This window comes from Pseudomonas sp. CCC4.1 (genome assembly GCF_035019225.1).
In the GTDB taxonomy this organism is placed as follows: Bacteria; Pseudomonadota; Gammaproteobacteria; order Pseudomonadales; family Pseudomonadaceae; genus Aquipseudomonas; species Aquipseudomonas bubulae.
The window spans coordinates 1-22968 of record NZ_JASJWL010000057.1 but is presented as its reverse complement, the minus strand read 5'-3'; the positions used below and the strand labels follow the sequence as shown (position 1 = coordinate 22968).

22 protein-coding genes are annotated in these 22968 nt (G+C 57.3%); 8 read left to right on the top strand and 14 right to left on the bottom strand.

From position 1 onward, the window contains the following. Positions 1–62: 62 nt before the first annotated feature. Both QN377_RS18555 and QN377_RS18550 read right to left on the bottom strand, forming a co-directional pair. Positions 63–401 carry a type II toxin-antitoxin system RelE family toxin gene (locus QN377_RS18555; RefSeq protein WP_095017743.1) on the bottom strand — a complete coding sequence of 113 codons (339 nt, stop codon included), beginning with the start codon at positions 399–401 and terminating at the stop codon, positions 63–65. Then, the gene (locus tag QN377_RS18550) at positions 370–639 is read right to left on the bottom strand and encodes a type II toxin-antitoxin system Phd/YefM family antitoxin (RefSeq protein ID WP_169916159.1); all 270 of its coding nucleotides are present in this window, start codon (positions 637–639) and stop codon (positions 370–372) included. The genes QN377_RS18555 and QN377_RS18550 overlap by 32 nt, the downstream gene beginning before the upstream one ends. A 153-nt stretch (positions 640–792) precedes the next feature. Here QN377_RS18550 and QN377_RS18545 point away from each other — a divergent pair, with 153 nt between their 5' ends. Beyond that, entirely contained in the window at positions 793–1143 is a 351-nt protein-coding gene (locus tag QN377_RS18545) for a DUF1493 family protein (protein ID WP_095017744.1), read from the top strand. Positions 1144–1319: 176 nt separating this feature from the next. Here QN377_RS18545 and QN377_RS18540 read toward each other — a convergent pair whose 3' ends face one another. The 3 genes from QN377_RS18540 to QN377_RS18530 form a co-directional block, all read right to left on the bottom strand. Beyond that, positions 1320–2861, bottom strand: coding sequence for a phosphoenolpyruvate carboxykinase (locus tag QN377_RS18540; protein ID WP_095017745.1), 1542 nt, complete (start codon positions 2859–2861; stop codon positions 1320–1322). A 179-nt stretch (positions 2862–3040) separates the two neighbouring features. Next, entirely contained in the window at positions 3041–3943 is a 903-nt protein-coding gene (gene hslO, locus QN377_RS18535; RefSeq protein WP_095000809.1) for an Hsp33 family molecular chaperone HslO, read from the bottom strand. 145 nt (positions 3944–4088) lie between these two features. Then, positions 4089–4496, bottom strand: a complete 408-nt coding sequence (locus QN377_RS18530) for an RNA-binding S4 domain-containing protein (protein ID WP_095000808.1) — start codon at positions 4494–4496, stop codon at positions 4089–4091. 268 nt (positions 4497–4764) lie between these two features. On the opposite strand from QN377_RS18530, the gene QN377_RS18525 reads away from it, so the two are divergent. Together QN377_RS18525 and rimK are read left to right on the top strand one after the other, a co-directional pair. Continuing rightward, a complete protein-coding gene (locus QN377_RS18525; RefSeq protein WP_169916200.1) occupies positions 4765–5214 on the top strand; it encodes an ATP-dependent zinc protease in 450 nt (149 codons plus the stop codon). Continuing rightward, positions 5211–6116, top strand: a complete 906-nt coding sequence (gene rimK / locus QN377_RS18520; RefSeq protein WP_016783140.1) for a 30S ribosomal protein S6--L-glutamate ligase — start codon at positions 5211–5213, stop codon at positions 6114–6116. Before QN377_RS18525 ends, rimK begins: the two co-directional genes overlap by 4 nt. Positions 6117–6185: 69 nt before the next feature. Here rimK and QN377_RS18515 read toward each other — a convergent pair whose 3' ends face one another. Both QN377_RS18515 and ompR read right to left on the bottom strand, forming a co-directional pair. Further along, positions 6186–7499 (bottom strand): ATP-binding protein, encoded by a 1314-nt coding sequence (locus QN377_RS18515; RefSeq protein ID WP_322213971.1) that lies wholly within the window; start codon positions 7497–7499, stop codon positions 6186–6188. A 114-nt stretch (positions 7500–7613) separates the two neighbouring features. Next, positions 7614–8354 carry a two-component system response regulator OmpR gene (gene ompR / locus QN377_RS18510; protein ID WP_095000806.1) on the bottom strand — a complete coding sequence of 247 codons (741 nt, stop codon included), beginning with the start codon at positions 8352–8354 and terminating at the stop codon, positions 7614–7616. Between the two features lie 359 nt (positions 8355–8713). Between ompR and QN377_RS18505 the strand changes: the two genes are divergently transcribed. The 3 genes from QN377_RS18505 to gshA all read left to right on the top strand — a co-directional run bounded on the left by QN377_RS18505 (position 8714) and on the right by gshA (position 13200). Next, positions 8714–11035: a Tex family protein gene (locus QN377_RS18505; protein WP_095017747.1), complete on the top strand. Its 2322-nt coding sequence runs from the start codon at positions 8714–8716 to the stop codon at positions 11033–11035. Continuing rightward, positions 11035–11418 carry a PaaI family thioesterase gene (locus QN377_RS18500; RefSeq protein ID WP_095000804.1) on the top strand — a complete coding sequence of 128 codons (384 nt, stop codon included), beginning with the start codon at positions 11035–11037 and terminating at the stop codon, positions 11416–11418. Before QN377_RS18505 ends, QN377_RS18500 begins: the two co-directional genes overlap by 1 nt. Positions 11419–11616: 198 nt before the next feature. Continuing rightward, positions 11617–13200 carry a glutamate--cysteine ligase gene (gene gshA / locus QN377_RS18495; RefSeq protein WP_095017748.1) on the top strand — a complete coding sequence of 528 codons (1584 nt, stop codon included), beginning with the start codon at positions 11617–11619 and terminating at the stop codon, positions 13198–13200. 152 nt (positions 13201–13352) lie between these two features. On the opposite strand, the gene QN377_RS18490 is transcribed toward gshA, so the two are convergent. Beyond that, positions 13353–14144, bottom strand: a complete 792-nt coding sequence (locus QN377_RS18490; RefSeq protein WP_322213970.1) for a TSUP family transporter — start codon at positions 14142–14144, stop codon at positions 13353–13355. A gap of 117 nt (positions 14145–14261) precedes the next feature. Then, the gene (locus QN377_RS18485) at positions 14262–15341 is read right to left on the bottom strand and encodes a hypothetical protein (protein WP_095017750.1); all 1080 of its coding nucleotides are present in this window, start codon (positions 15339–15341) and stop codon (positions 14262–14264) included. 743 nt (positions 15342–16084) lie between these two features. Between QN377_RS18485 and QN377_RS18480 the strand changes: the two genes are divergently transcribed. Then, complete coding sequence (locus tag QN377_RS18480; RefSeq protein ID WP_095000802.1) at positions 16085–16348, top strand: DUF3077 domain-containing protein; 264 nt, start codon at positions 16085–16087, stop codon at positions 16346–16348. A 218-nt stretch (positions 16349–16566) separates the two neighbouring features. Here QN377_RS18480 and argA read toward each other — a convergent pair whose 3' ends face one another. Both argA and argE read right to left on the bottom strand, forming a co-directional pair. Further along, complete coding sequence (gene argA / locus QN377_RS18475; protein ID WP_095017751.1) at positions 16567–17865, bottom strand: amino-acid N-acetyltransferase; 1299 nt, start codon at positions 17863–17865, stop codon at positions 16567–16569. A gap of 133 nt (positions 17866–17998) precedes the next feature. Then, positions 17999–19141 (bottom strand): acetylornithine deacetylase, encoded by a 1143-nt coding sequence (gene argE, locus QN377_RS18470; RefSeq protein WP_095000800.1) that lies wholly within the window; start codon positions 19139–19141, stop codon positions 17999–18001. Positions 19142–19299: 158 nt separating this feature from the next. Between argE and QN377_RS18465 the strand changes: the two genes are divergently transcribed. After that, positions 19300–20688, top strand: a complete 1389-nt coding sequence (locus QN377_RS18465) for an inorganic triphosphatase (protein ID WP_095023770.1) — start codon at positions 19300–19302, stop codon at positions 20686–20688. A 46-nt stretch (positions 20689–20734) separates the two neighbouring features. Here QN377_RS18465 and QN377_RS18460 read toward each other — a convergent pair whose 3' ends face one another. The 3 genes from QN377_RS18460 to QN377_RS18450 all read right to left on the bottom strand — a co-directional run bounded on the left by QN377_RS18460 (position 20735) and on the right by QN377_RS18450 (position 22795). After that, entirely contained in the window at positions 20735–21304 is a 570-nt protein-coding gene (locus QN377_RS18460; protein ID WP_095000798.1) for a lipocalin family protein, read from the bottom strand. Between the two features lie 21 nt (positions 21305–21325). After that, on the bottom strand, positions 21326–21580 hold the full coding sequence (bamE, locus tag QN377_RS18455; RefSeq protein WP_016783130.1) for an outer membrane protein assembly factor BamE domain-containing protein: 255 nt from the start codon (positions 21578–21580) through the stop codon (positions 21326–21328). Between the two features lie 204 nt (positions 21581–21784). After that, a complete protein-coding gene (locus tag QN377_RS18450; protein ID WP_016783129.1) occupies positions 21785–22795 on the bottom strand; it encodes a class 1 fructose-bisphosphatase in 1011 nt (336 codons plus the stop codon). Positions 22796–22968 lie beyond the last annotated feature (173 nt).

Genomic DNA, 22968 nt, shown 5'->3' with positions numbered 1-22968 from the left:
AAAAGGTCGGGGGCAAATTGAGAGAGGATGATACAGGTGTGTTTTGAAATTACCCGATATCACTAGTGCAGACGCTTCTTCGCGGCGATATAGACAGCATGGTCATCACGACGACCGACACCAAGCACCAGAACTATCAGACGGTTATCAATCACTTCATACACCAGCCTCACCCCGCTGGCACGCAGCTTGATTTTGTAACAGTTCGGCATATTCCTGAGCCCGGCGGCTGGAACCTTTGGGGACAACAAACGGCACTTGAGCTTCTTTAGTAGCTGGATCTGGAGCACCTTATCCAGCTTTTCCAGCTCCTTTTTTGCTTCAATTTCGAACTCAAGGGTATAAGTCTTGATTGCATCTGCCTGCGACTCAGTTTTTCTCGGCAGTTGCGATGAGCTCATCAATTTCAACCTTGATTGTAGGATTGCCACGCCGCTCTTTGACCAACCTGGCCAATTCAGCGTCGTCGATCATCTCCAGCAACAGCTCGTAGCGCTCAGGGGAAAGAATATAAAACGCAGGTTCGTTACGATTGAGAATGACCATTGGGTCACCACCGCTTTCACGATAAGTACCCATAGGGTCTTTTTTCAGATCTGTTACTGACGCAGCGACTTTAGCGAGCATGGCGAATGTCATGATATGGCCTCATGCCTATGTATACGGAAAGACTCATCTGCTAAATCTGTAAGCTGCTGAGCCAACACAATCAAGCACTAAAAATAGCACTTTTAACAGCGCCATAAAAGACACTCCAACAAACGCTCACACTGAAAATCGGGACAATGAATAATGAACCTCGCCCCAGACCTCCCGGATACCCCCACCCTGCGTGAACTGCTGCAGTTGCTGCATGAAGAAATCGGTTTGCCGGAGCACAAGACCATCAGCCTCAAGACCGCGATCAATGCTGATTTGGGCTGCAATGGCGCGGATGCCCAGCATTTGATAGAAGCCCTGGAAGAACGTTTTGGCCTGGAACTGGCGGACTACGATGCCTATCGCTATTTCCAGCCCGCCGGTAATGACCCGCACCTCAAGCGCAAGGCCAAGGGTCGGGAAAGCAAAGTACCGCTGACCATCGGTATGCTCTACGCGGCGATCTGCAGCGGACAGTGGGATACCCAAGGCCTGGAGGCCTAGGCATGTGGGAGCAGGCTTGCTCGCGATGCAGACGCTGCGGTTTTGTCTGATTCACCGCCGCGATGCCATCGCGAGCAAGCCCGCTCCCACAGGATGTATACCCACAGAAAAATTCAGGCACAAAAAAGCCGCCTTTTCAGGCGGCTTTTTTGTGGATCAACACACTGACCGAATACTTACGCCTTCGGGCCGGCTGCCTTGATCGCGTCGCTGACGTCGAACTTCTTGAAGTTCTCTACGAACAGGCCAGCCAATGCTTTGGCAGCTTCGTCGTAGGCAGTTTTGTCAGCCCAGGTGTTGCGCGGGTTGAGCAGAACAGTCTCAACGCCAGGTACGGCTTTAGGCACGTCCAGGTTGATGATGTCCAGATGCTCGGTTTCAGCGCCGATCAGAGCACCGCTCTGGATCGCAGCAATCACCGCACGGGTGGTCGGGATGTTGAAGCGCTTGCCAACGCCGTAGCCACCGCCGGTCCAGCCGGTGTTAACCAGGTACACCTTGGAGCCGAAGCCACGGATGCGCTTGATCAGCAGCTCTGCGTATTCACCGGCCGGACGCGGGAAGAACGGTGCGCCAAAGCAGGTGGAAAAAGTCGACTTGATGCCGCTGCCTGAACCCATTTCAGTCGAGCCCACCAGTGCGGTGTAGCCAGACAGGAAGTGGTAGGCCGCTTGCTCTTCGCTGAGGATCGACACAGGTGGCAGTACGCCAGTCAGGTCGCAGGTCAGGAAGATCACAGCGTTTGGTTCGCCGCCCAGGTTCTTCTCGGAACGCTTGGCAACGTGCTCCAGCGGGTAAGCGGCGCGGCTGTTCTGGGTCAGGCTGACATCGGCATAGTCAGGGTGACCGGCAGCGTCGAGCACAACGTTTTCCAGCACGGCGCCGTGCTTGATGGCTTTCCAGATAACCGGCTCGTTCTTCTCCGACAGGTCGATGCACTTGGCATAGCAACCGCCTTCGATGTTGAACACCACGCCTTCGCCCCAACCGTGTTCGTCGTCACCGATCAGGTAACGGCTTTCATCGGCGGACAGGGTGGTTTTACCGGTACCGGACAGACCGAAGAACAGGGTCACGTCGCCTTCTTCGCCAATGTTTGCAGCACAGTGCATAGGCAGCACGTCAGCAGCAGGCAGCAGGAAGTTCTGTACCGAGAACATGGCTTTTTTCATTTCACCGGCGTAACGCATGCCAGCGATCAGCACTTTTTTCTGGGCGAAGTTGATGATCACGCAACCGTCAGAGTTGGTGCCATCACGCTCAGGCACGCACTCGAAGTTGGCCACGTTAAGCACTTGCCACTCATCACGACCGGCTGGGTTGTATTTAGCCGGGTTGATGAACAGGCAACGACCGAACAGGTTCTGCCAGGCAGTCTGGGTGGTCATTTTCACGGCCAGGTAGTGGTCTTCGGAAGCACCTACATGCACGTGGGAAACGAAATGCTCTTGCGCGTTGTTGAACGCCTCGACGCGGTCCCACAGGGCATCGAACTTGTCGGCCGGGAACTTGCGGTTGATCGGGCCCCAGGCAATGGCAGCCTGAGTGGACGGTTCTTCAACAATGAAGCGGTCAGCCGGCGAACGGCCTGTACGGTGGCCAGTTTCGACAACCAGTGCGCCATTGTCGGCAAGCACGCCTTCACCACGGTTCAGGGCTTCTTTGACCAGATCGTCGATGCTCAGATCGGTGTACACGGCGTTATTAGCTTGCGTCATGAGGTTCCCCGTCGGCCATTGGCCGAGTGCGCCAAACGTTTTGTAGTAGAAAAGTTTGCACTACTACCGCGAAAAAAGTGGGCCGGATTATGCCAGAAAACCCCAAAAAGAGTAGGCCCCACCTGTCAGAACCGCGCAAGAACGGGCTTTGACAGGTGTTTTACCTGAGCTGAAACGTTTTAGTGATGAGTGCCTGAAGGGGATTCAACACCTGCGCCAGCGAACAATTGATCGACATCTGCTGCATCAAACAGGTAACGCTCGTTGCAGAACTGGCAATCGATTTCGATATGACCGCCATGCTCGGTCACCAGATTGAGCGCATCGGCATGACCCAGGCTGGTCAGGGCATTGCCCGAACGCTCACGGGAGCAACTGCACTTGAATTCAATGGCCTGATTATCAAACAGGCGCACGGTTTCTTCGTGATACAAACGGTGCAGGATGGTCTCGTTATCCAGCCCCAGCAGCTCTTCTGATTTGAGCGTATCGCCCAGCATCAGCAGGCGGTCCCAGCTGTCGACGCGCTCGTCTTCATCCTTGACCACATCGGCAGGCAACTGCTGCAGGAACATGCCCCGCGCACGCTGGCCATCAGCAACCAGCCAGAAGCGGGTCGGCACTTGCTCGGACATCACGAAGTAATTGGTGAAGCAGTCAGCCAGGGTTTCGCCGTTCAGGTCCACGATGCCCTGGTAGCGCTTGCCGACCACCGGATCGATGGTAATGGCCAGTACGCCGTTGGGCAGCAGGTCAGCCAGCGTGGCATCGGCAGCAATCTGGTCGGCGTCAAAACGGGCCAGGCCGCGTATTTCCCGGTCGCTGGTGCATTCGATCATCAGCAGCGGCACCGGGCCTTCGGAACGGGCCTGCAGGCTCAGCAAGCCATCGATTTTCTGGTTGCCCACCAGCAACGCAGCCGCAGCCATCAGCTCGCCCAGCAATTGCTGGACCGGCTGTGGATAAGCGTGCTTGGCCAACACGTCAGCGTAGCTGTGCTCCAACGAGGCCAGTTCGCCGCGGGCGTCGCTGGTATCGAACATAAAGCGTTGTGTGGCATCGGTTTTGTGTAAGTCGGACATAAGAATAGAGTTCTGAATTGGTGACAAAATGTGTAAGCGCCATTAAATATCGTGCAGGTCTGATGACCCTATATGGCGCCATACCTGAATGATTACAAGCCATGCAGCCACGGACTCGACGTACGGCTTGCGGGCCCTGGCCAGCTCACTCGCCCCCACTGGCGTCATGAAACTGATGCAGTTGGCGCCGCTGCTTCTTGGTCGGTTTGCCATCAGTCGTGATGCCCATGGCCCCGGATTTGCGCATGGCAGCCGCGTTTTCGCGCTTGGCGATGCTTTGTTCGGTTTCGGCGTACAGCAATTGGGCTTCAGGGGCGCCACGGCGGACCACAGACAGCGCTTTGACTTCGACAGTGCGCTCTTCAAGGCCAACACGAATTTGCAGTTCATCGCCCAGGCGAGGTTCTTTGCTCGGCTTGCAGCGCTCACCCCGGCAATGCACCTTGCCGCTTTCAATCGCGGCCTTGGCCAGTGCCCGGGTCTTGTAAAAACGCGCCGCCCAGAGCCACTTATCCAGGCGAACCTTGTCGTCCTCTTCCTGCTTTTGCGCCACTGGAATTCCTCTTCACTTGAATAGTCAGAACTGTACTACTACTTGCAATGAACAACTGAAGCATTCGTCCCGATAGAATGCCTGCCTGCCGAGTAGCGGACACGCAGATAACTGTCGCCATTTGCTGAATATTCTGCGTGAATGCTCTTTGTACATTGCCAAATCGGCATCGCCGATTGCTTTACCTGCAGGGTTCCTCCTGCGGCCTGAATACGTTAATCGCTGGTTACTTATATTGAAGACTTTTGATCACTTGACCGTTGTCGGTCTGCGCGAGTGGGTGGCGCTTCCCGATTTGGGAGTCGCCGGCCTGCGCGCGAAAATCGACACCGGTGCCAGTACTTCCAGCCTGCACGCTACCGAAATCGAGCCTTTTGTGCGCGACGGTGTCGAGTGGGTACGTTTCAATGCCCACCTGGGCACCCTGGTACAACTGCGTCACCGTCACTGTGAAGCGCCTTTGGTGGCAATTAAAACCATTAAAAGCTCCAATGGCCACACCCAGGTTCGCTATGTGATCCGCACCGGCCTGGCGCTGGGTGATAGGGTCTGGCCGGTCGAGTTCACCCTCGCCTGCCGCAAATCGATGCGTTATCGCTTGTTGCTGGGCTCAAAAGCGTTGATCGACGGCCAATTGGTCGTCAACCCTGCACTAAAATATGTACAAGACAAGCCGGAATTCCCGGTCACTACTACCTCTGCCACAGGTGTTGCATGAAGATCGCTGTGCTGTCGCGTAACCCGCGTCTGTATTCCACTCGTCGTCTGGTTGAAGCCGGTACCGAACGAGGCCATGAGATGGTAGTGATCGATACCCTGCGCGCCTATATGAACATAGCCAGTCATAAGCCGCAGATTCACTATCGCGGCAAGCCGCTGGAAGGCTTTGATGCGGTGATCCCGCGCATTGGCGCGTCAGTCACGTTCTATGGCTGCGCAGTGCTGCGCCAGTTTGAAATGATGGGCGTGTTTCCGCTCAACGAATCGGTGGCAATTGCTCGCTCGCGGGACAAATTACGTTCGTTGCAGCTGTTGTCCCGGCGTGGCCTGGGTTTGCCGGTAACCGGTTTTGCCCACTCGCCGGATGACATTCCCGACCTCATCGAAATGGTCAACGGCGCCCCGCTGGTCATCAAGGTGCTGGAAGGCACCCAGGGCATCGGCGTGGTGCTGTGTGAAACCGCTACCGCCGCCGAGTCGGTGATTGAGGCCTTTATGGGCCTCAAGCAAAACATCATGGTGCAGGAATACATCAAGGAGGCCGGGGGTGCCGATATTCGCTGCTTCGTGGTCGGTGACAAGGTGATCGCGGCCATGAAACGCCAGGCCAAACCTGGAGAGTTCCGCTCCAACCTTCACCGGGGCGGCAGCGCCAGCCTGATCAAGATCACCCCCGAAGAGCGCATGACCGCCATTCGTGCGGCCAAGGTCATGGGGCTGAGTGTGGCGGGTGTCGATATCCTGCGCTCCAACCACGGCCCGCTGGTGCTGGAGGTCAACTCATCGCCAGGCCTGGAAGGCATTGAAACCACCACCGGCAAGGATGTGGCCGGGATTATCATCCAGCACCTGGAAAAAAACAGCAGCCCGCATATGACCCGGACCAAGGGCAAAGGCTGACAGCGCATCAACCCTTGGGTGAGCAGACTTGTTGTGGGAGCGGGCAAGCCCGCTCCCACAGGGTCAAAGCTATACCGCCCCTCTTGGCAACATAAGCCCCAGCGGCAAACGTACACGGGCTTCAAGCCCTCCGCCGCTGCGGTTACGCAGCTCGACATTGCCACCATGCATGGAGACAATCCGCTTGACGATCGCCAGCCCCAGCCCCGTACCTTTACCGCCACGGGCACGGTCACCGCGGATAAACGGGTTGAAGATATCTTCCAGCTCCGCAGGATCAATCCCTGCCCCCCGGTCCATCACGCTCAGCACCACATACGGCGCGCTGACATCACCCGATACGTAAGCCGCAACCTCCACGTCTTCGCCAGCATGGTGCAAGGCATTGCCGATCAGGTTGTTGAGCAAACGCTTCATCGATACCCGACGTAGCGCAAACGGCTGAATCGGCTGCAGACGCAGGCGCACCTGCTCTCCGTTCTGGTTATAGGGTGCCACCACTTCACGGATCAATTCACACAGATCAACCTCTTCAACCGGCTCGTCACGGCCGTCACGGATAAAGGCCAGGAACTGGTCGAGAATCGCGTCCATGTCCTCAATATCACGCACCATGTCGTCGGTCAGGTCGTTGTGGTTGCCCATCAGCTCCAGAGACAGACGCAAACGGGTCAGCGGGGTGCGCAGGTCATGGGACACGCCTGCAAGCATCAGTTCTCGCTCGCGGCCCGCCTGTTCGACGTCTTCAGCCATCTGATTGAAGGCGCTGTACACCTCCGTCATTTCGCTGGGCGTGTCGCCGACAGGCAAGCGCACGCTGCGCCCCTGCCCCAACTGGCGAGCTGCATACACCAGACGCTTGAGGGGCTGATTGAGCTGGCTGACGAAAATCCACGCCGAAGCAGTGGACAACAAGCCGATGGCTAAAAACCAGCCCAGTACATTCCAGATTTTTTGCCCACGCAGCGGGTGCGGATACAACGGCACTTTCAACCAGCCATCCCCCAGGCTCGGGGCACGCACCCACAGCGCAGGGGATGTGTGCATACGCAAGCGCACCTCTGTATCGGGGCCAAGCTCGGCCTGCATCTGACGCTGATAAATCTCGCTGTAAGGCCAGTGCTGTTCACCCTCGGGTACACCTCCGCCCACGACGCGAACCAAATCAACGGCATCGATGATCTTATTGCGGTTTTCCTCATCGGCGGCCCAATAGGCACGCAGGGTCAGCGCCACGCCGTGGCTGTACTGGCGGTCAACCAGCACGTCCTCGTTCATAAGCAGATAAACCAGCGTCAGGGCCTTGGAAAACAGCACAACAATCAGGACAAGCCAGAGTGTGCGCGAGAAGAAACTTTGGGGGAACCAGACAGGGGTTTTCATAGACAGCCGCTTTTATACTTTGCAGGAGCGAGCCCCGAGGCCCGAAAAAAAGATAAATCGCGAGCCACACGGTACCAGACAGCACCAGTGCGACTCGCTCCTACAAATGATCTGTCATTTGGTTGCGTTGCCATCCGGCACGAACACATAACCCACGCCCCAGACGGTCTGGATATAGCGGGGCTTGGACGGATCCGGCTCGATCATGCGGCGCAAACGGGAAATCTGGACATCGATTGAACGCTCCAGCGCATCCCACTCACGACCACGGGCCAGGTTCATCAGCTTGTCGCGGGTCAATGGCTCGCGGGCATGCATGACCAGGGCTTTAAGTACCGCAAACTCACCCGTGGTGAGCATGTGAACTTCGTCGCCACGTTTGAGTTCGCGGGTTGCCAGGGACAACTCGTAATCACCGAATGTCACGCTTTCGTCTTCGCTGCCCGGCGCACCCGGCACCGGCGGCGCCTGACGACGCAATACCGCACGCACACGGGCCATCAGCTCATCGGGGTTGAAAGGCTTGGCCAGATAATCGTCGGCACCCAGTTCCAGGCCCTTGATACGGCTAAGTTCATCACCTTTGGCTGTCAGCATGATGATCGGCACGCGATTGCCCGCTGCACGCAAACGGCGACAGGCTGACAGGCCGTCTTCGCCGGGCAGCATCAGATCCAGCACCACAAGGTGGTACATTTCGCGGGCCAGCCGACGATCCATGTCCGCTGCATTGGTCACGGAAGTGGCGCGATAACCCTTGCTGGAAAAGAAACGTACCAGCAAGTTGCTCAGCCCAGGATCATCATCAACGATAAGGATTTTTTCGCCTTCAGACGTTTGTGCAGTGCTGCTCATTAGGATGCTCCTGTGATCTCGGCGCGCATTATGGCTCAGCCGCTGCGATACGCATTGTGTGCATTGTTAGCAGATTTTTCTTCCTTAAACATTAGACCAGGTAATGAGACCACCGCGCGCAATCCCCTGAATCCGGGAACGCTGGTTATAATGCGCGGCCTTTTGTGTCGGGCAATCTCGAACTTTCAATGGTTGTGCCAGTATTTATTTTTTCAACATCTGGCGTAATCAGCTGACTTCACGGGTCAACAGGCTGCCCTTTTGGCCCAGGCAGCGGCCCCTTCCGGGCTGCTCAACCAGCCTCGCAAGCCTTCAAGCCCGGGCCTGCGAGCCTGCATCACATTTTGTCAGGTGGTTTTATGGACAGCATCAACAGCCGCATCGCCGAAGAACTCGGCGTGCGCCCGCAGCAGGTCGAAGCGGCCGTCGCTCTTCTGGATGAGGGCTCCACCGTACCCTTCATCTCTCGGTATCGTAAGGAAGTGACCGGCAGCCTGGATGACACCCAGTTGCGTCACCTCGAAGAGCGCCTGCGCTACCTGCGCGAACTCGACGAGCGGCGCGTCAGTATCCTCGCCAGCATCGAAGAACAAGGCAAGTTGACCCCCGAACTGGCCCGCGACATCAAACTCGCCGACACCAAGACCCGCCTTGAAGACTTGTACCTGCCGTACAAGCAAAAGCGCCGCACCAAGGGCCAGATCGCCCTGGAAGCCGGCCTCGGCGAGCTGGCAGACGGCCTGTTCAACGACCCGACACTCACGCCAGATGCCGAAGCTGCCCGTTTTGTCGACACTGAAAAAGGTGTGGCTGACGTCAAGGCAGCCCTTGATGGCGCCAAGTACATCCTCATGGAGCGCTTCGCCGAAGACGCCAGCCTGCTGGACAAGCTGCGCAGCTTCCTCAAACAGGAAGCCATCCTCAGCGCCCGCGTAATTGCCGGCAAGGAAGAGGAAGGCGCCAAGTTCCGCGATTACTTCGAGCACGATGAACCGCTCAAAAGCATGCCATCGCACCGCGCACTGGCGATTTTCCGCGGTCGCAACGAAGGCATTCTGAGCTCGTCGCTCAAAGTCGGTGAAGAATTGCCCGGCACGATGCACCCCGGCGAAATGATGATTGCCCAGCGCTTCGGTCTGGAAAATCAAAACCGCCCGGCTGATAAATGGTTGAGCGAAGTGGTACGCTGGACCTGGAAGGTCAAGCTCTACACCCACCTCGAAACCGACCTGCTGGGTGAATTGCGCGACGCCGCTGAAACCGAAGCCATCAATGTATTCGCCCACAACCTGCACGACCTGCTGCTGGCCGCGCCGGCTGGCCCGCGCGCCACCCTGGGCCTGGACCCGGGCCTGCGCACCGGTTGCAAGATTGCCGTGGTCGATGCCACCGGCAAGCTGCTGGAGTACGCCACCGTGTACCCGCACGTGCCGCACAACAAGTGGGACCAGACCATTTCGGTCATGGCCGCCCTGTGTGCCAAGCATTCGGTCGATCTGATTGCCATTGGCAACGGCACTGCCAGCCGCGAAAGCGACAAGCTGGTGATCGATCTGATGAAAAAATACCCGGCCCTGAAAGTCACCAAAGTGATGGTGTCCGAGGCCGGTGCTTCGGTGTACTCGGCATCGGAACTGGCAGCCAAGGAATTCCCGGATCTGGACGTTTCGATCCGTGGCGCCGTATCGATCGCCCGCCGCCTGCAAGACCCGCTGGCCGAACTGGTGAAAATCGACCCTAAATCCATCGGTGTCGGCCAGTACCAGCACGACGTGTCCCAGCTCAAGCTGGCACGCGGCCTGGACGCTGTGGTTGAAGACTGCGTGAACGCCGTGGGCGTGGACGTGAACACGGCTTCGGTAGCACTGCTCGCGCGAATTTCGGGCCTCAATGCCACACTGGCGCAAAATATCGTGGCTCACCGCGACGAAAACGGTGCATTCAAAACCCGTGCAGCGCTGAAAAAAGTCAGCCGTCTGGGCGAAAAAACCTTCGAGCAGGCGGCAGGTTTCTTGCGCGTGATGAATGGCGACAATCCGCTGGACAGCTCGGCGGTTCACCCCGAAGCCTACCCGCTGGTCAAACGCATCGCTACGGACACCGAGCGGGACATCCGCTCGCTGATCGGCGACGCCGGGTTCCTCAAGCGTCTTGATCCGAAGAAATTCACCGACGAGACCTTCGGCCTGCCGACGGTGACCGATATTCTCCAGGAGCTGGAGAAACCAGGCCGCGACCCGCGCCCGGAGTTCAAGACCGCCGAGTTTCAGGAAGGTGTCGAAGACCTCAAAGACCTGCAACTGGGAATGATCCTGGAAGGCGTGGTGACCAACGTGACCAACTTCGGGGCTTTCGTCGATATCGGCGTGCACCAGGACGGTCTGGTGCATATCTCGGCCTTGTCCGAGAAATTCATCAAGGACCCGCGCGAAGCCGTGAAAGCCGGTGATGTGGTGAAGGTCAAGGTCATGGAAGTCGACATCCCGCGCAAACGCGTAGGCCTGTCGATGCGCATGAGCGACACCCCGGGCGAGAAAATCGACGGTGCTCGCGGCGCACGTCCGGGCTCGGCCCCGCGCCAGCAAAGCTCGGCACCGCGCAAGGAGAGCGTTGCCGCCGCACCGACCAATAACACCATGGCCTCGTTGTTCGCCAACGCCAAACAGTTGAAGAAACGCTGATGGCCCTCCCGGACGGCCTGACCCAGAGCGCCTTCAGCCAGTTGCTCGGCTGCCGCGTGCAATCGCTGGAAGACGGTGTGGCGCATGTTGCGCTGAGCCTGGAGCCGCAATTGCGCAACCGCGCCGGCAAGCTGCACGGTGGTGTGTTGTTCAGCCTGGTGGACATCAGCATGGGCCTGGCCTGTTCCAGCACCCATGGCTTCGATCAGCAGAGCGCGACCATTGAGTGCAAAATCAACTACATCCGCGCGGTGGCTGAAGGCGAAGTGCTATGTATCGCCAAGGTCATCCACCCCGGGCGACGCACGCTGGTCGTCGAAGCGGATGTGTTGCAGGGCGACAAGCTGGTCGCAAAAGCACAAGGCACGTTCGCTGTCCTGTAGCGGCCAACGGCTGATTTGAGTTAATTTCGGCACTGCCAATGCAGTGCCGAAATGCGCTTGGAGCGCCGCGGCGCCGAATCAGGGACGGAACTGAGCGATGCCAACAAAACCAGGCGACCACGCCAGTTTCAACTTCACCCTTGTAGACCGTCCTGACCACCCCCATATTGGGGCGACTGACGCGTGAAGGAATCCAACTTGAGCCAACTTCTCAACCGCCGCCTGGCTCTGCTCAGCGAGCGCGCCAACCTCTCTCTTCTGGAGCAGTGCCTGCACGGCATCGAGCGCGAATGCCTGCGCGTCACGGCCGATGCTCGCCTGGCGCAAACCCCGCACCCGGAAGAACTGGGCTCGGCCCTGACCAACGATCAAATCACCACCGACTATTCCGAGTCGCTGCTGGAGTTCATCACCCCGGCCCTGCCTGATCCGGCGCAGACGCTGGCCAGCCTCGACAAGATCCACCGCTTTGCCTACAGCAAGCTCGGTAACGAGTTCCTGTGGAGCCCTTCGATGCCGTGCCCGTTGCCGGCCGAAGAAGACATCCCGATTGCCTACTACGGCACGTCCAATATCGGACAGCTCAAGTACGTTTACCGCAAGGGCCTGGCCCTGCGCTACGGCAAGACCATGCAGTGCATTGCCGGCATCCACTACAACTTCTCCCTGCCAGAGGCCCTGTGGCCAGTGCTGATGCAGGCAGAGGGTTTTGTCGGCACCGAGCGCGATTATCAGTCCGACGCCTATATCGCCCTGATTCGTAACTTCCGTCGCTACAGCTGGCTGCTGATGTACCTCTTCGGTGCTTCGCCTGCGCTGGATGCGGGCTTTTTGCGCGGTCGTTCGCACCAGTTGGAGCAACTGGACGCCGACACGCTCTACCTGCCCTATGCCACCAGCCTGCGCATGAGCGACCTGGGCTATCAGAGCAACGCCCAGGCAGGCCTGACGCCGTGCTACAACAACCTCGACAGCTACACCGACAGCCTGCGCAAGGCAGTGGCCACACCTTATCCGCCGTATGTAGAAATCGGTACGCACAAGGATGGCGAGTGGGTGCAGTTGAACACCAACATCCTGCAGATCGAAAACGAGTACTACTCCAACATTCGCCCCAAGCGCGTGACCTACACCGGCGAGCGGCCGATCCAGGCCCTGGTGTCCCGTGGCGTGCAGTACGTTGAAGTGCGCCTGCTGGATATCAACCCGTTTCTGCCGGTGGGCATCGATTTGCCTGAAGCGCGTTTTCTGGACGCCTTCCTGCTGTATTGCGCGCTGCAAGACAGCCCGCAGTTCGACAGCGCAGGCTGTGGCAGCTGCTCTTCCAACTTCCTTAGCGTAGTCAAGGAAGGTCGCCGTCCGGGCCTGCAATTGCAGCGTGATGGCGCAGCCGTTGACATGAAGGAATGGGCTACCGAGCTGCTGGAAAAAATCGCGCCGCTGGCCGCCTTGCTCGACCAGAGCCAGGGTGGCGATAACCACAGCAAGGCAGTCGACGAACAGCTGGCGAAGATCAAGGACGTGTCGCTGACGCCGTCTGCCAAAGTGCTGACCAGCATGGCCGAGCACAAGGAGAGCTTCGCTCAGTTCTCGATGCGCCAGAGCCTGGCCCATGCCGAGTTCTTCCGCAGTGAACCGTTGAGTGCTGAAGATCAGGCTGCGTTTGAAGAGAAAGCGCGCAAGTCACTGCTCGAGCAGGCCGAGACCGAACAAACGGAAGAAGGCGACTTCGACCTGTTTGTGGCTTCGTACCAGGCTAGTATTTTGGCGATTAGTAACTGACAGACTCGGGCGCTGGTTAACCAGCGCCCGTGAAGCGCTCATCACCTTGGCTTTTCCAAGTAAAGGCAAAATGGAAGATAGAGCACGCTCACCTGAAAACATTGCGAGCCTGTAATCAAATCAAGAGCTACAGGTAGACACTCTCTCAGCCGTCATAATGAAGCGAATGCATGCAAGACGATAATACGCAGCGGGTTCGTTTCCATGCTCAGAAGCTTGATAGCCAAGGCGCAGCACACCACGATCAACATAGGTTTTATTAGCCTCGGGCCGACCTTGACTGCCGCCCGGGCACCTAGTTGTGCGCCAATAAACGCGGCTAATGCCATGGCTATTGCAAGGGGCCATACAACCACTCCTTTGGTCATGAATATTGCGAGAGCCCCTAAATTGCATGAGGCATTAGCGAGCTTAGTGAAACTCATGGCTCGCATCATGCCCAAGCCGCACAAAAGAATAAAACCAACAATTAAAAACGAACCAACACCCGGACCAAAAACACCGTCATAAAAACCCAAAACAGGGGCAACGGTAAAAGAAAAAACTAGAAGACTGATCCTTTTACGGCTGTCGCCGACTGCAAGCTTTGGCGAAAAAGCAAAATAGACAGCAACTAAAATCAACATCACAGGAACACAAACTTCCAGATACCGTTTATCGACAGAGCTTACCAGTAGCGCTCCGCTGGCTCCGCCCACAAAACAGCAGGCAGCCAACCAACGACTTTGTCTCCACTCAATCATGCCCTTGCGGGCAAAGGTAATAGTTGCAGACACCGTCGCGGAAGCCGCCTGAAACTTATTTGTAGCTATCGCGCTGATAGGCTCAAGACCCGCCAAAAACAAAGCGGGCAAAGTTATCAACCCACCACCACCCGCAATAGCGTCAAAAAAACCTGCACAAAAAGCCACGACAGCCAACATGCCAATGATATCGAAAGACATTGCATCCCCTCGTAGAAAGCGTCAACTAGACAGCAGGATAATAGGCAACACAACACCCGGAAGCATCTGGCAAACCGCGGTACGTGCTGGCCGCAGCTCCATCAGCCAGTTCAATAGTCAGCCCCTAAGCACTAGAGGATCTTCTGAAACCATGAGCGGCAAGGTAAACTTTGACATCCCAAAAATTCGCACTAAGACACGTCTATTATCACGAACAGTATCGCGACAATGTAGAGCTCGTACATTATTAATAACGATGGCTGACTCCTGCGTCAGCACATGTTTAAAAGGCGTCGCACTTGCAACACTCCGACACAATGCCTCATACGCATTTTTAACGTATAATGAGGCCCTCTCATCCACCGAAAAGCGATAGGAATTAAAACGAGCTGCAAAACCAACTTTTTGATCGAATTCTAGAATTGAAACATTACATCCTTCCTCTCCTTTGCCGCTAACAAAAGAGTCACTGCGCGTGAACTTGAAACTCCCTGAGGTCAAGGCTAGACAATGGACTACGCCAATCTCATCGAGTAACGGGGTGAGCGGAATGACCGAGGTTGGCTCCATGCACGGATTCCATAGCGCCGACAGTATCAAGGATGCGGGAGAAGGGGAGTGCCCATCCTTCGCTTGCATGGCACACCAATAGGGCGCTTCCGTATGGGCACCCAGTGCCAATCCCGAATGCGAACTCAGCTCTGTGACTTGCGGCTCAGCATTTATTTTATTATGTCCTCCGCCCTTGAAGTTGGCGACTAACCGTACCAGCCTCCCTTCGTTATCTATATCATAAGCAAAGGCGTCATTACCCACCAACTTCAACAAAATTTGATTGCGTGAGGCCAAGCGCAATACGTCTCGATTTTGCTCCAACGTGGCCAATCCAGGCAGTTCATCTGGAGGCACCATATCAGTTACTTTTTGCATTCCTTCAAATATCAATAAAGAAACGCACCCATCAGAATAAGCATCCAGCAACTTACGCTGCCCTTTCGATAACGAGAGCCTCAACTTGGCAGCTGCAATTGATGCCTTGGAGTTCACACCCATTACCTGCGGCCCACCCAGTGCGGCCAGATCGTCGGAAAACAATTGAAGCAGACTGGATTGCTGAAGAGTAAATTGAAAAACCTCAATTTCCTTTAAGGATGACAAAGCTTTTTTTCCGTGCAGAACGCTGATTGAGTCGATCATTAACACGCACCTATAGCAAAGGACTTCGCACGTACAATTATGGACGAACTTCCACTACCAACAAACAACCAGACAACAAAAAACGCCTAATCAGAAACATCCTACTCACCATCGCACCCACATCCCACGCTAGTATTTCTCCAGCTTTCATATGCAAGGCATTCAGCACCATAACCACTACGTAAGAAGAGCTTGATAAACATCTGGAATAACCAACATAAAAGCAGCGCCAAAACCCCGCAACAAACACTCCTATTTATTACAAAAAAATACAATTCAAATCAAGCCCAAGCGAATCCAATATAACTGCCCTATTCAACACACACTATGATTCGTTAACTTTAACCTTCGTACCAGGCGAGTATTTTGGCGATCAGTAACTAGGCAGATCAAAAGCCCCTCACCCTAGCCCTCTCCCGGAGGGAGAGGGGACAGACCGGTGGTGTTCGTGCGAGCGCGGGCGGTCAGTTCCTACGTCCACTGAGGCAAGGGACGGCTTACGGGTTTTACAGCAAAGCGTACTGTGCACCGTCACTGAAAAAACAGTGACCGGGCCTGGAAACCCGGGTAACAATATTCGCCTTAATGCCATCAATCCCTGTTTTTATGTGCTATGGCGGCTGTACGCGGGAGGTCTTCGGACCTGCCGGGTTCCTATTGTCCCGGTTTCCAGCCTGCGTACAGCTGCCACCTTCGCCTGGAAACGAAAGTGACAGCTCTTAAGTACTTTAGGAGCGCGCTAAATGGCTGATCATCCCCCAATCAAAACTCTCGGCACTGTCACCTTCGGCCCCTGCGGCCAGGACAACCACGAGCTGTTCCGCGTCAACCCCGACATACCGCTGCGCCAGGCGCTGGAGCAGGTGTCGGCGTTGCTTTATTGCGCAAAAAAACTGGCGCTGGATGCCGCGCTGGACAAGAACTGCGAGCGCCATGCCTGGGCTTCACATTACTTGTGCGACATGGGCAAGGCGGTAATAGATGATGTGTGTTTGCGGGAGTTTTGACGGGGCTTGTTGAGCACCGCAGTTGCAGTTATCCGTAGCAGCTGACGAGTGGAACGAGGCTGCGTTCGGTTGCGCAGCGACCGTAAAACCAGAGTTCCAAGTTTAACTGGCACACCACGGTGTTTGACTTTACGACGGCTTCGCCGCCGAACGCAGCCTCGTTCCACTCGTCAGCTGCTACGAATCTTCTCCAGCCCAGAGCCTGAACAGCTGGCGCCTTACAGCGCTTTCTCAAAGATCTTCGAGTTACGCTGGTAGTTGTACAGCGACGCCCGCGCCGCCGGCAGGCGTTCTACACCGCTAGGCTCAAACCCGCGCTCACGGAACCAGTGAGCAGTGCGCGTGGTTAACACGAACAAGGTTTTCAGCCCCTGGGCACGGGCGCGGTTTTCAATACGTTCGAGCAACTCATCGCCACGACGGCCATGACGGTACTCCGGGTTCACCGCCAGACACGCCAGCTCCCCCGCATCCGAATCGGCAATCTGGTAGAGCGCCGCACAGGCGATGATCATGCCTTCGCGCTCCACCACACTGAACTGTTCGATCTCACGCTCCAGCACTTCACGCGAACGACGCACCAGGATGCCCTGCTCTTCCAGCGGGCTGATCAATTCAAGCAGGCCACCGACGTCTTCAATCGCCGCCTCCCGCGTAACTTCAAATTGTTCTTGCGCCACCAGCGTACCGCCACCGTTACGGGTGAACAGCTCGGTCAACAGCGCACCGTCTTCGGCATAACTGACAATATGGCTGCGGGCCACGCCGCCACTGCAGGCCTCGGCGGCGGCTTCCAGCAATTCGGCCTGGTAGTCACTGCCCAGACGTTTCATATGCGCCGGCACCTGTTGTGGACGCAACTCACGCACCAACCGCCCTTCGGCATCGAGCAAACCCGATTCAGCACCAAACAGCAGCAGTTTGTCCGCCGCCAGGTCGATGGCGGCACGGGTGGCGACGTCTTCACAGGCCAAATTGAAAATCTCACCGGTGGGCGAGTAACCCAAGGGCGACAGCAGCACAATCGAGCGCTCATCGAGCAGGCGGTTGATGCCCTTGCGGTCCACCCGGCGCACTTCGCCGGTATGGTGAAAATCCACACCGTCGAGCACGCCGATCGGCCGCGCAGTGACCAGGTTGCCGCTGGCTACGCGCAGACGCGAACCCTGCATCGGCGAAGACGCCATGTCCATCGACAAGCGCGCTTCAATCGCAATGCGCAGTTGCCCGACAGCATCGATCACGCATTCGAGCGTTGATGCATCGGTGACACGCATGCCCTTGTGGTAATACGGCACCAGGCCACGCGCCTCAAGGCGGCTGTCGATCTGCGGGCGCGAACCGTGGACCAGCACCAGACGCACACCCAGGCTGTGCAACAGCACCAGGTCGTGGACGATATTGCCAAAGTTGGGGTGTGCCACACCGTCGCCAGGGAGCATGACAACAAAGGTGCAATCGCGGTGGGCATTGATGTAGGGAGACGCGTGACGCAGCCAGTTAACGTAATCGTGCATAACCAGAGCCTGTAGAAAATAAATCGCCTAAAAAGGGCTAGAACAGCAAACGCACAACGGGCTGATGGCTATCGTCGAAACATTGTTGGCAACACGCGGCTCTCCTTGTGGATAAATCGTATGGGTATCTTCACTATTTCAGACAATAGTGTTCGATCAATTGAGTCAGTAGACGTACTGTCGGCTGCAAACGTGACATTTCCAGGTATTCCCCTGGTTGATGCGCACAGGCGATGTCACCCGGGCCCAATACCAGCGTTTCGCAACCAAGCTGCTGAAGATAAGGCGCTTCGGTGCCAAACGCTACTGCTTGCGCACGATGCCCGGTGAGGCGCTCAGCCACGCGCACCAACTCGGCATCGGCATCCTGCTCGAAGGGCGGCACTCCGGCGGCAATGGGCGCGAAATCGATCTTCACCTGATGACGCTCGGCCAGGGGTTGCAGCTTGCTGCGGATAATGGCCCGCAGCGCATTCGGGTCCATGCCCGGCAGCGGGCGCAGGTCAAATTCAAGCGAGCACTGGCCGCAAATCCGGTTGGGGTTGTCGCCGCCATGGATACAGCCAAAGTTAAGGGTCGGTTGCGGCACGCTGAACTGCGGATTGCGGTACTCATTGAGCCACTGCTGACGCAACCCCTTAAGTTCGCTGATCGCGTCGTGCATGGCCTCCAGCGCGCTGTGGCCCAAGCTTGGGTCGGATGAGTGACCGCTCTGCCCGAGGATCTCGATGCGCTCCATCATCACGCCCTTGTGCATGCGGATCGGCTTGAGCCCGGTCGGTTCACCAATCACCGCAGCACGGCCCAGCGGGCGACCAGCTTCGACCAGCGCCCTGGCGCCGGCCATCGAAGTTTCTTCGTCACAGGTGGCCAGAATCAGCAGTGGCTGCTTGAAGGGCTGATCGAGCAAAGGCCGCACTGCTTCGATCACCAGCGCAAAAAAGCCCTTCATATCGCAACTGCCAAGGCCAACCCAGCGGTTATCGACCTCTGTCAGCTTGAGCGGATCGGTCTGCCACAGCGCTTCATCGTAGGGCACGGTGTCGCTGTGCCCGGCCAGCACCAGCCCGCCGGGGCCACTGCCAAAACTGGCGAGCAAATTGAATTTGCCGGGGCTGACCTGCTGGATATCGCAGTTGAAACCCAAATCGCCAAGCCAGCTGGCCAGCAAATCGATCACCCCGCGGTTGGACTGATCCAGTGTCGGCTGGGTGCAACTGACCGACGGTACGGCGATCAAGGCAGCGAACTGCTCTTTCATGGAAGGTAAGGGCATGCGCTGACTTCCTGTAGGCGGGGCGAGGCCCATCATAGAGCTATCTGCGCCGCAGAATAAACCCTCGCGGCCCGCCGGGGCGGCGAGTCCTGTACACTGCACGGCCTTGGCAGCCACACTTTTTCCCGGCTGCGCAACCGTTCCTGGATTTTCCGGCCATGCAAAAAGAAACCGAAATCAAACTGCGCGTCAGCCGCGAAACCCTCGCCGCCTTGCGCGAGCACCCTTTGCTGAAAAAGCGCAACAAAAGTGGCTGGGAAAGCCGTGAGTTGTTGAACCAGTACTTCGATACACCTGAGCGCGACCTGGCCAAGGCCAAGGTTGCCCTGCGCCTGCGCCGTGATGGCGAAGACGTGATCCAGACCCTCAAGACCCGCGGCGAAAGCGTTGCCGGCCTGTCCGTACGCAACGAGTACGACTGGAACCTGCCCAAAGCCAAGCTCGACATCAAGAAGCTCGACGGCGAATGCTGGCCACAAGAGCTGGCCGAGCTGGACAAAAAAACTCTCAAGCCCATTTTCACCACGGATTTCGTACGCGAACGTGCTGAAATTTCCTGGGGCCGTGGCAAAGCCAAAGTGGTCATCGAAGCCGCTCTGGACCTGGGCCATGTGATTGCCGGCAAGCAGAAGGAAGAAATCTGCGAGCTGGAGCTCGAACTGCGCGAAGGCGAGCCGTCTGCCCTGCTGGAACTGGCCGCCGAACTGGCCGAGAAGCTGGCCCTGATGCCGTGTGATATCAGCAAGGCCGAGCGCGGCTATCGCCTGTTCGACGCCAACAGCTACGCCGTCACCCTGCCAGCCCCGGTGCTGGCGCCAGAAACACCCCTGGACGATGCCTTCGCCGCCCTGGCCTGGCACTTGCTGGGCAATAGCCAGCGCCTGGCCGAGCAGTATCGCTTCAATGGCCACTGGCGTTTGCTGCAAGACTGGGTTCAGCAATTGATCGACCTGCGTGCACTGGTCAGCAGCCTGGGTCAAGCCGCACCACGTCAGTCCACCAGCGCCTTGCGCGCTGCGCTGGACGCCCTGCTGGAAGACTGGCGCCCGCTGGTGCAGATCGGTCAGGACGACGAAGATGTGCGCAAAGCCGCACCGGAGCAGTTCCTCGAGGAACTGGAAGACCCGCGCTGGGGCCAGTTCTCCCTGAACACTTCGCGCTGGTTGATGGAGCGCAGCTGGACTGTGGACCGTGGCACCACCCGGGGCAACCGCCAGGGCGCTGCGCAGCTGCAAAGCTGGTTGCCGCGTTTGTTGTCGGACGAAGCGATTGCCTTGCGTCTGAACCGCTACCAGCAGCAACCCGAAGACCTGGCCGAGCAACTGCCGCGCATCGAGCGTATTCAGGCCTGGCTGCGTCTGGCGCGTAACGTGCTGGAAATCCCGGAACTGGACCGTCTGTACGGCGAGATGAACAAGCTGCAGGAACTGGCCAACCTGCCGATTTCTGAAGACGCCGAGAGCAACGACGAACTGCTCAACGCCCGCAAGCAGCAAGCCATCGCCGTGTACCAGAACCGCGCCTGGAAGACCCTGCTGCGCGCTTAAGCGCCCGGCCTGTGTCCCTCAGCGCCTGCTGAGGGACATTCCTGCCTTACTTCGTGCCCTTGGGCATGTCCGCATCTGGCGTGCGCCAGATCAAGCGTGTGGTGTCATAGCCCTGCTGCTGGGCCTTGCTGAGCAACTCATCACGGGTTTGCTGATCAACCTGCGGTTTACGCGACAGCAACCACAAGTATTTACGGTCGGGATTGCCTACCAGCGCCGTGCTGTAGTTGTCGCCCAGGTACAACACCCAGTAATCGCCCTTGGTCACACCCGGCAAAAGGGTCGATACCCAATTGTCGAACTCGACCCACAGCTTGTCGGTCTTGCCCTCCACTTGCGGCGTTGCCGTGCCCCTGGCCTCCTCCCACTTGCCCTCTGCGGTGCGGCAACGGTTCAACACCGCCACGTCGCCATCCGGCTTCAAGCTGTAATGGGCTTCGGACTGCGCGCAATTGCGCTGAAAGAACATCGGCAATCGCGCCAATTCATACCAGGTGCCCTGATAGCGCTTGAGGTCGACACTGGAGACGGTGTTGGGCGCCAGGGAATCGCTGCTGGAACTTGCACACCCGCCCAATAACAGCGCAGCCCCGAGACTGACTAAAAGACGTTTCATCGTAAACGCTCCTGATCGGTCTTACTTCAAACCCTGGCCAGAGAAAATCAGCACTTTGTCGCCTGCGTACTGCACGCTGATAAAGCTCTTCTGATCGCCCCAGGTGCAGCTCGACATGCCCAGCGCGCCGGAGCAATCGGTCGGGGTGCCCAGCAACTGCTCGACTTCGGCCTTGGTCATGCCGGTCGACAGTTTCGAGTAGTTTTGCTGATTGATTTTGCTGCACGCGGCCAGCAAGACACAGAACGACAACAACGCCAGAGAACGCAACTTCATGGAAAGCTCCTGAGAAAGAAAGTCGGCAGTGCCGCTTGATCCAAGCTTAGAAGAGAAAAGCGCAGGCTGGTTCCCGCAGGACGCAGGGATTTATTTCAGGAGGGATAACAACAGTGGGAACGGGCTTGCTTGCGATACAGGCAACCCGGTATGCCTGACATACCGGGTCGATGCTATCGCGAGCAAGCCCGCTCCCACAGGGGCTTACGCTTTGTGGTAAGCGGTGATGCGTGCGACTTCTTCTTTCGAGCCCAGGTACACGGCTACACGCTGGTGCAGGCCTTCTGGCTGGATGTCGAGAATGCGCTGATGGCCATCAGTCGATGCGCCGCCAGCCTGTTCCACCAGGAACGACATCGGGTTGGCTTCGTACATCAAACGCAATTTGCCCGGCTTGGACGGCTCACGGCTGTCGCGCGGGTACATGAACAGACCACCGCGGGTCAGGATACGGTGCACGTCGGCAACCATGGCGGCAATCCAGCGCATGTTGAAGTTCTTTTTCAACGGACCTTCTTCACCTGCCAGCAGTTCGTCAACGTAGCGCTGTACCGGGGCTTCCCAGTGACGCTGGTTGGACATGTTGATGGCAAATTCCTGGGTAGCGTCAGGAATGGTGATGTCTTCGTGGGTCAGTACGAAGCTGCCCATTTCGCGGTCCAGGGTAAAGCCTTTGACGCCGTCGCCCAGGGTCAGAACCAACATGGTCTGCGGGCCGTAGATGGCGTAACCGGCAGCGACTTGCTGAGTGCCTGGCTGCAGGAAGGCCTTTTCATTCAAAGGTTCGTTCTGGGTCAGGTATTCGTTCGGGCAACGCAGTACCGAGAAGATAGTGCCAACTGGTGCGTTGATGTCGATGTTCGACGAGCCGTCCAGCGGGTCGAATACCAGCAGGTACGCGCCTTTCGGGTATTTGCCCGGGATCTGGTAGGCATTGTCCATTTCTTCGGACGCCATGCCGGCCAGGTGACCGCCCCATTCGTTGGCTTCAAGCAGGATCTCGTTGGAGATCACATCGAGCTTCTTCTGCACTTCACCTTGCACGTTTTCGGTGCCCATGCTGCCCAGAACACCACCCAGGGCGCCTTTGGATACGGCGTGGCTGATCTCTTTGCAAGCACGCGCCACCACTTCGATGAGGAAACGCAAATCAGCAGGCGTGTTGTTGCTGCGGGTCTGCTCGATCAAATAGCGACTCAGGGTAACGCGGGACATGTAAGGCTCCGAACAAGGGGGAGGGGGCGAAAAACCCGCGCAGTTTAGCGCGTGTTGCCGTGCAAATCTTCTAATCAGACTCAGAACTGGCCGAACGGGTTCCCAAACAGCCACCAGAGACCCTGTGGGAGCGGGCTTGCTCGCGATGCAGGCCCTGTCTCTTATACACATCT

What these genes read in the sequence shown, in the direction of transcription:
- QN377_RS18555 (WP_095017743.1), bottom strand. Translation starts at nt 401, where the DNA reads ATGAGCTCATCGCAACTGCCGAGAAAAACTGAGTCGCAGGCAGATGCA.
- QN377_RS18550 (WP_169916159.1), bottom strand. Translation starts at nt 639, where the DNA reads ATGACATTCGCCATGCTCGCTAAAGTCGCTGCGTCAGTAACAGATCTG.
- QN377_RS18545 (WP_095017744.1), top strand. Translation starts at nt 793, where the DNA reads ATGAACCTCGCCCCAGACCTCCCGGATACCCCCACCCTGCGTGAACTG.
- QN377_RS18540 (WP_095017745.1), bottom strand. Translation starts at nt 2,861, where the DNA reads ATGACGCAAGCTAATAACGCCGTGTACACCGATCTGAGCATCGACGAT.
- hslO (WP_095000809.1), bottom strand. Translation starts at nt 3,943, where the DNA reads ATGTCCGACTTACACAAAACCGATGCCACACAACGCTTTATGTTCGAT.
- rimK (WP_016783140.1), top strand. Translation starts at nt 5,211, where the DNA reads ATGAAGATCGCTGTGCTGTCGCGTAACCCGCGTCTGTATTCCACTCGT.
- QN377_RS18515 (WP_322213971.1), bottom strand. Translation starts at nt 7,499, where the DNA reads ATGAAAACCCCTGTCTGGTTCCCCCAAAGTTTCTTCTCGCGCACACTC.
- ompR (WP_095000806.1), bottom strand. Translation starts at nt 8,354, where the DNA reads ATGAGCAGCACTGCACAAACGTCTGAAGGCGAAAAAATCCTTATCGTT.
- QN377_RS18505 (WP_095017747.1), top strand. Translation starts at nt 8,714, where the DNA reads ATGGACAGCATCAACAGCCGCATCGCCGAAGAACTCGGCGTGCGCCCG.
- QN377_RS18500 (WP_095000804.1), top strand. Translation starts at nt 11,035, where the DNA reads ATGGCCCTCCCGGACGGCCTGACCCAGAGCGCCTTCAGCCAGTTGCTC.
- QN377_RS18490 (WP_322213970.1), bottom strand. Translation starts at nt 14,144, where the DNA reads ATGTCTTTCGATATCATTGGCATGTTGGCTGTCGTGGCTTTTTGTGCA.
- QN377_RS18485 (WP_095017750.1), bottom strand. Translation starts at nt 15,341, where the DNA reads ATGATCGACTCAATCAGCGTTCTGCACGGAAAAAAAGCTTTGTCATCC.
- QN377_RS18480 (WP_095000802.1), top strand. Translation starts at nt 16,085, where the DNA reads ATGGCTGATCATCCCCCAATCAAAACTCTCGGCACTGTCACCTTCGGC.
- argA (WP_095017751.1), bottom strand. Translation starts at nt 17,865, where the DNA reads ATGCACGATTACGTTAACTGGCTGCGTCACGCGTCTCCCTACATCAAT.
- argE (WP_095000800.1), bottom strand. Translation starts at nt 19,141, where the DNA reads ATGCCCTTACCTTCCATGAAAGAGCAGTTCGCTGCCTTGATCGCCGTA.
- QN377_RS18465 (WP_095023770.1), top strand. Translation starts at nt 19,300, where the DNA reads ATGCAAAAAGAAACCGAAATCAAACTGCGCGTCAGCCGCGAAACCCTC.
- QN377_RS18460 (WP_095000798.1), bottom strand. Translation starts at nt 21,304, where the DNA reads ATGAAACGTCTTTTAGTCAGTCTCGGGGCTGCGCTGTTATTGGGCGGG.
- bamE (WP_016783130.1), bottom strand. Translation starts at nt 21,580, where the DNA reads ATGAAGTTGCGTTCTCTGGCGTTGTTGTCGTTCTGTGTCTTGCTGGCC.
- QN377_RS18450 (WP_016783129.1), bottom strand. Translation starts at nt 22,795, where the DNA reads ATGTCCCGCGTTACCCTGAGTCGCTATTTGATCGAGCAGACCCGCAGC.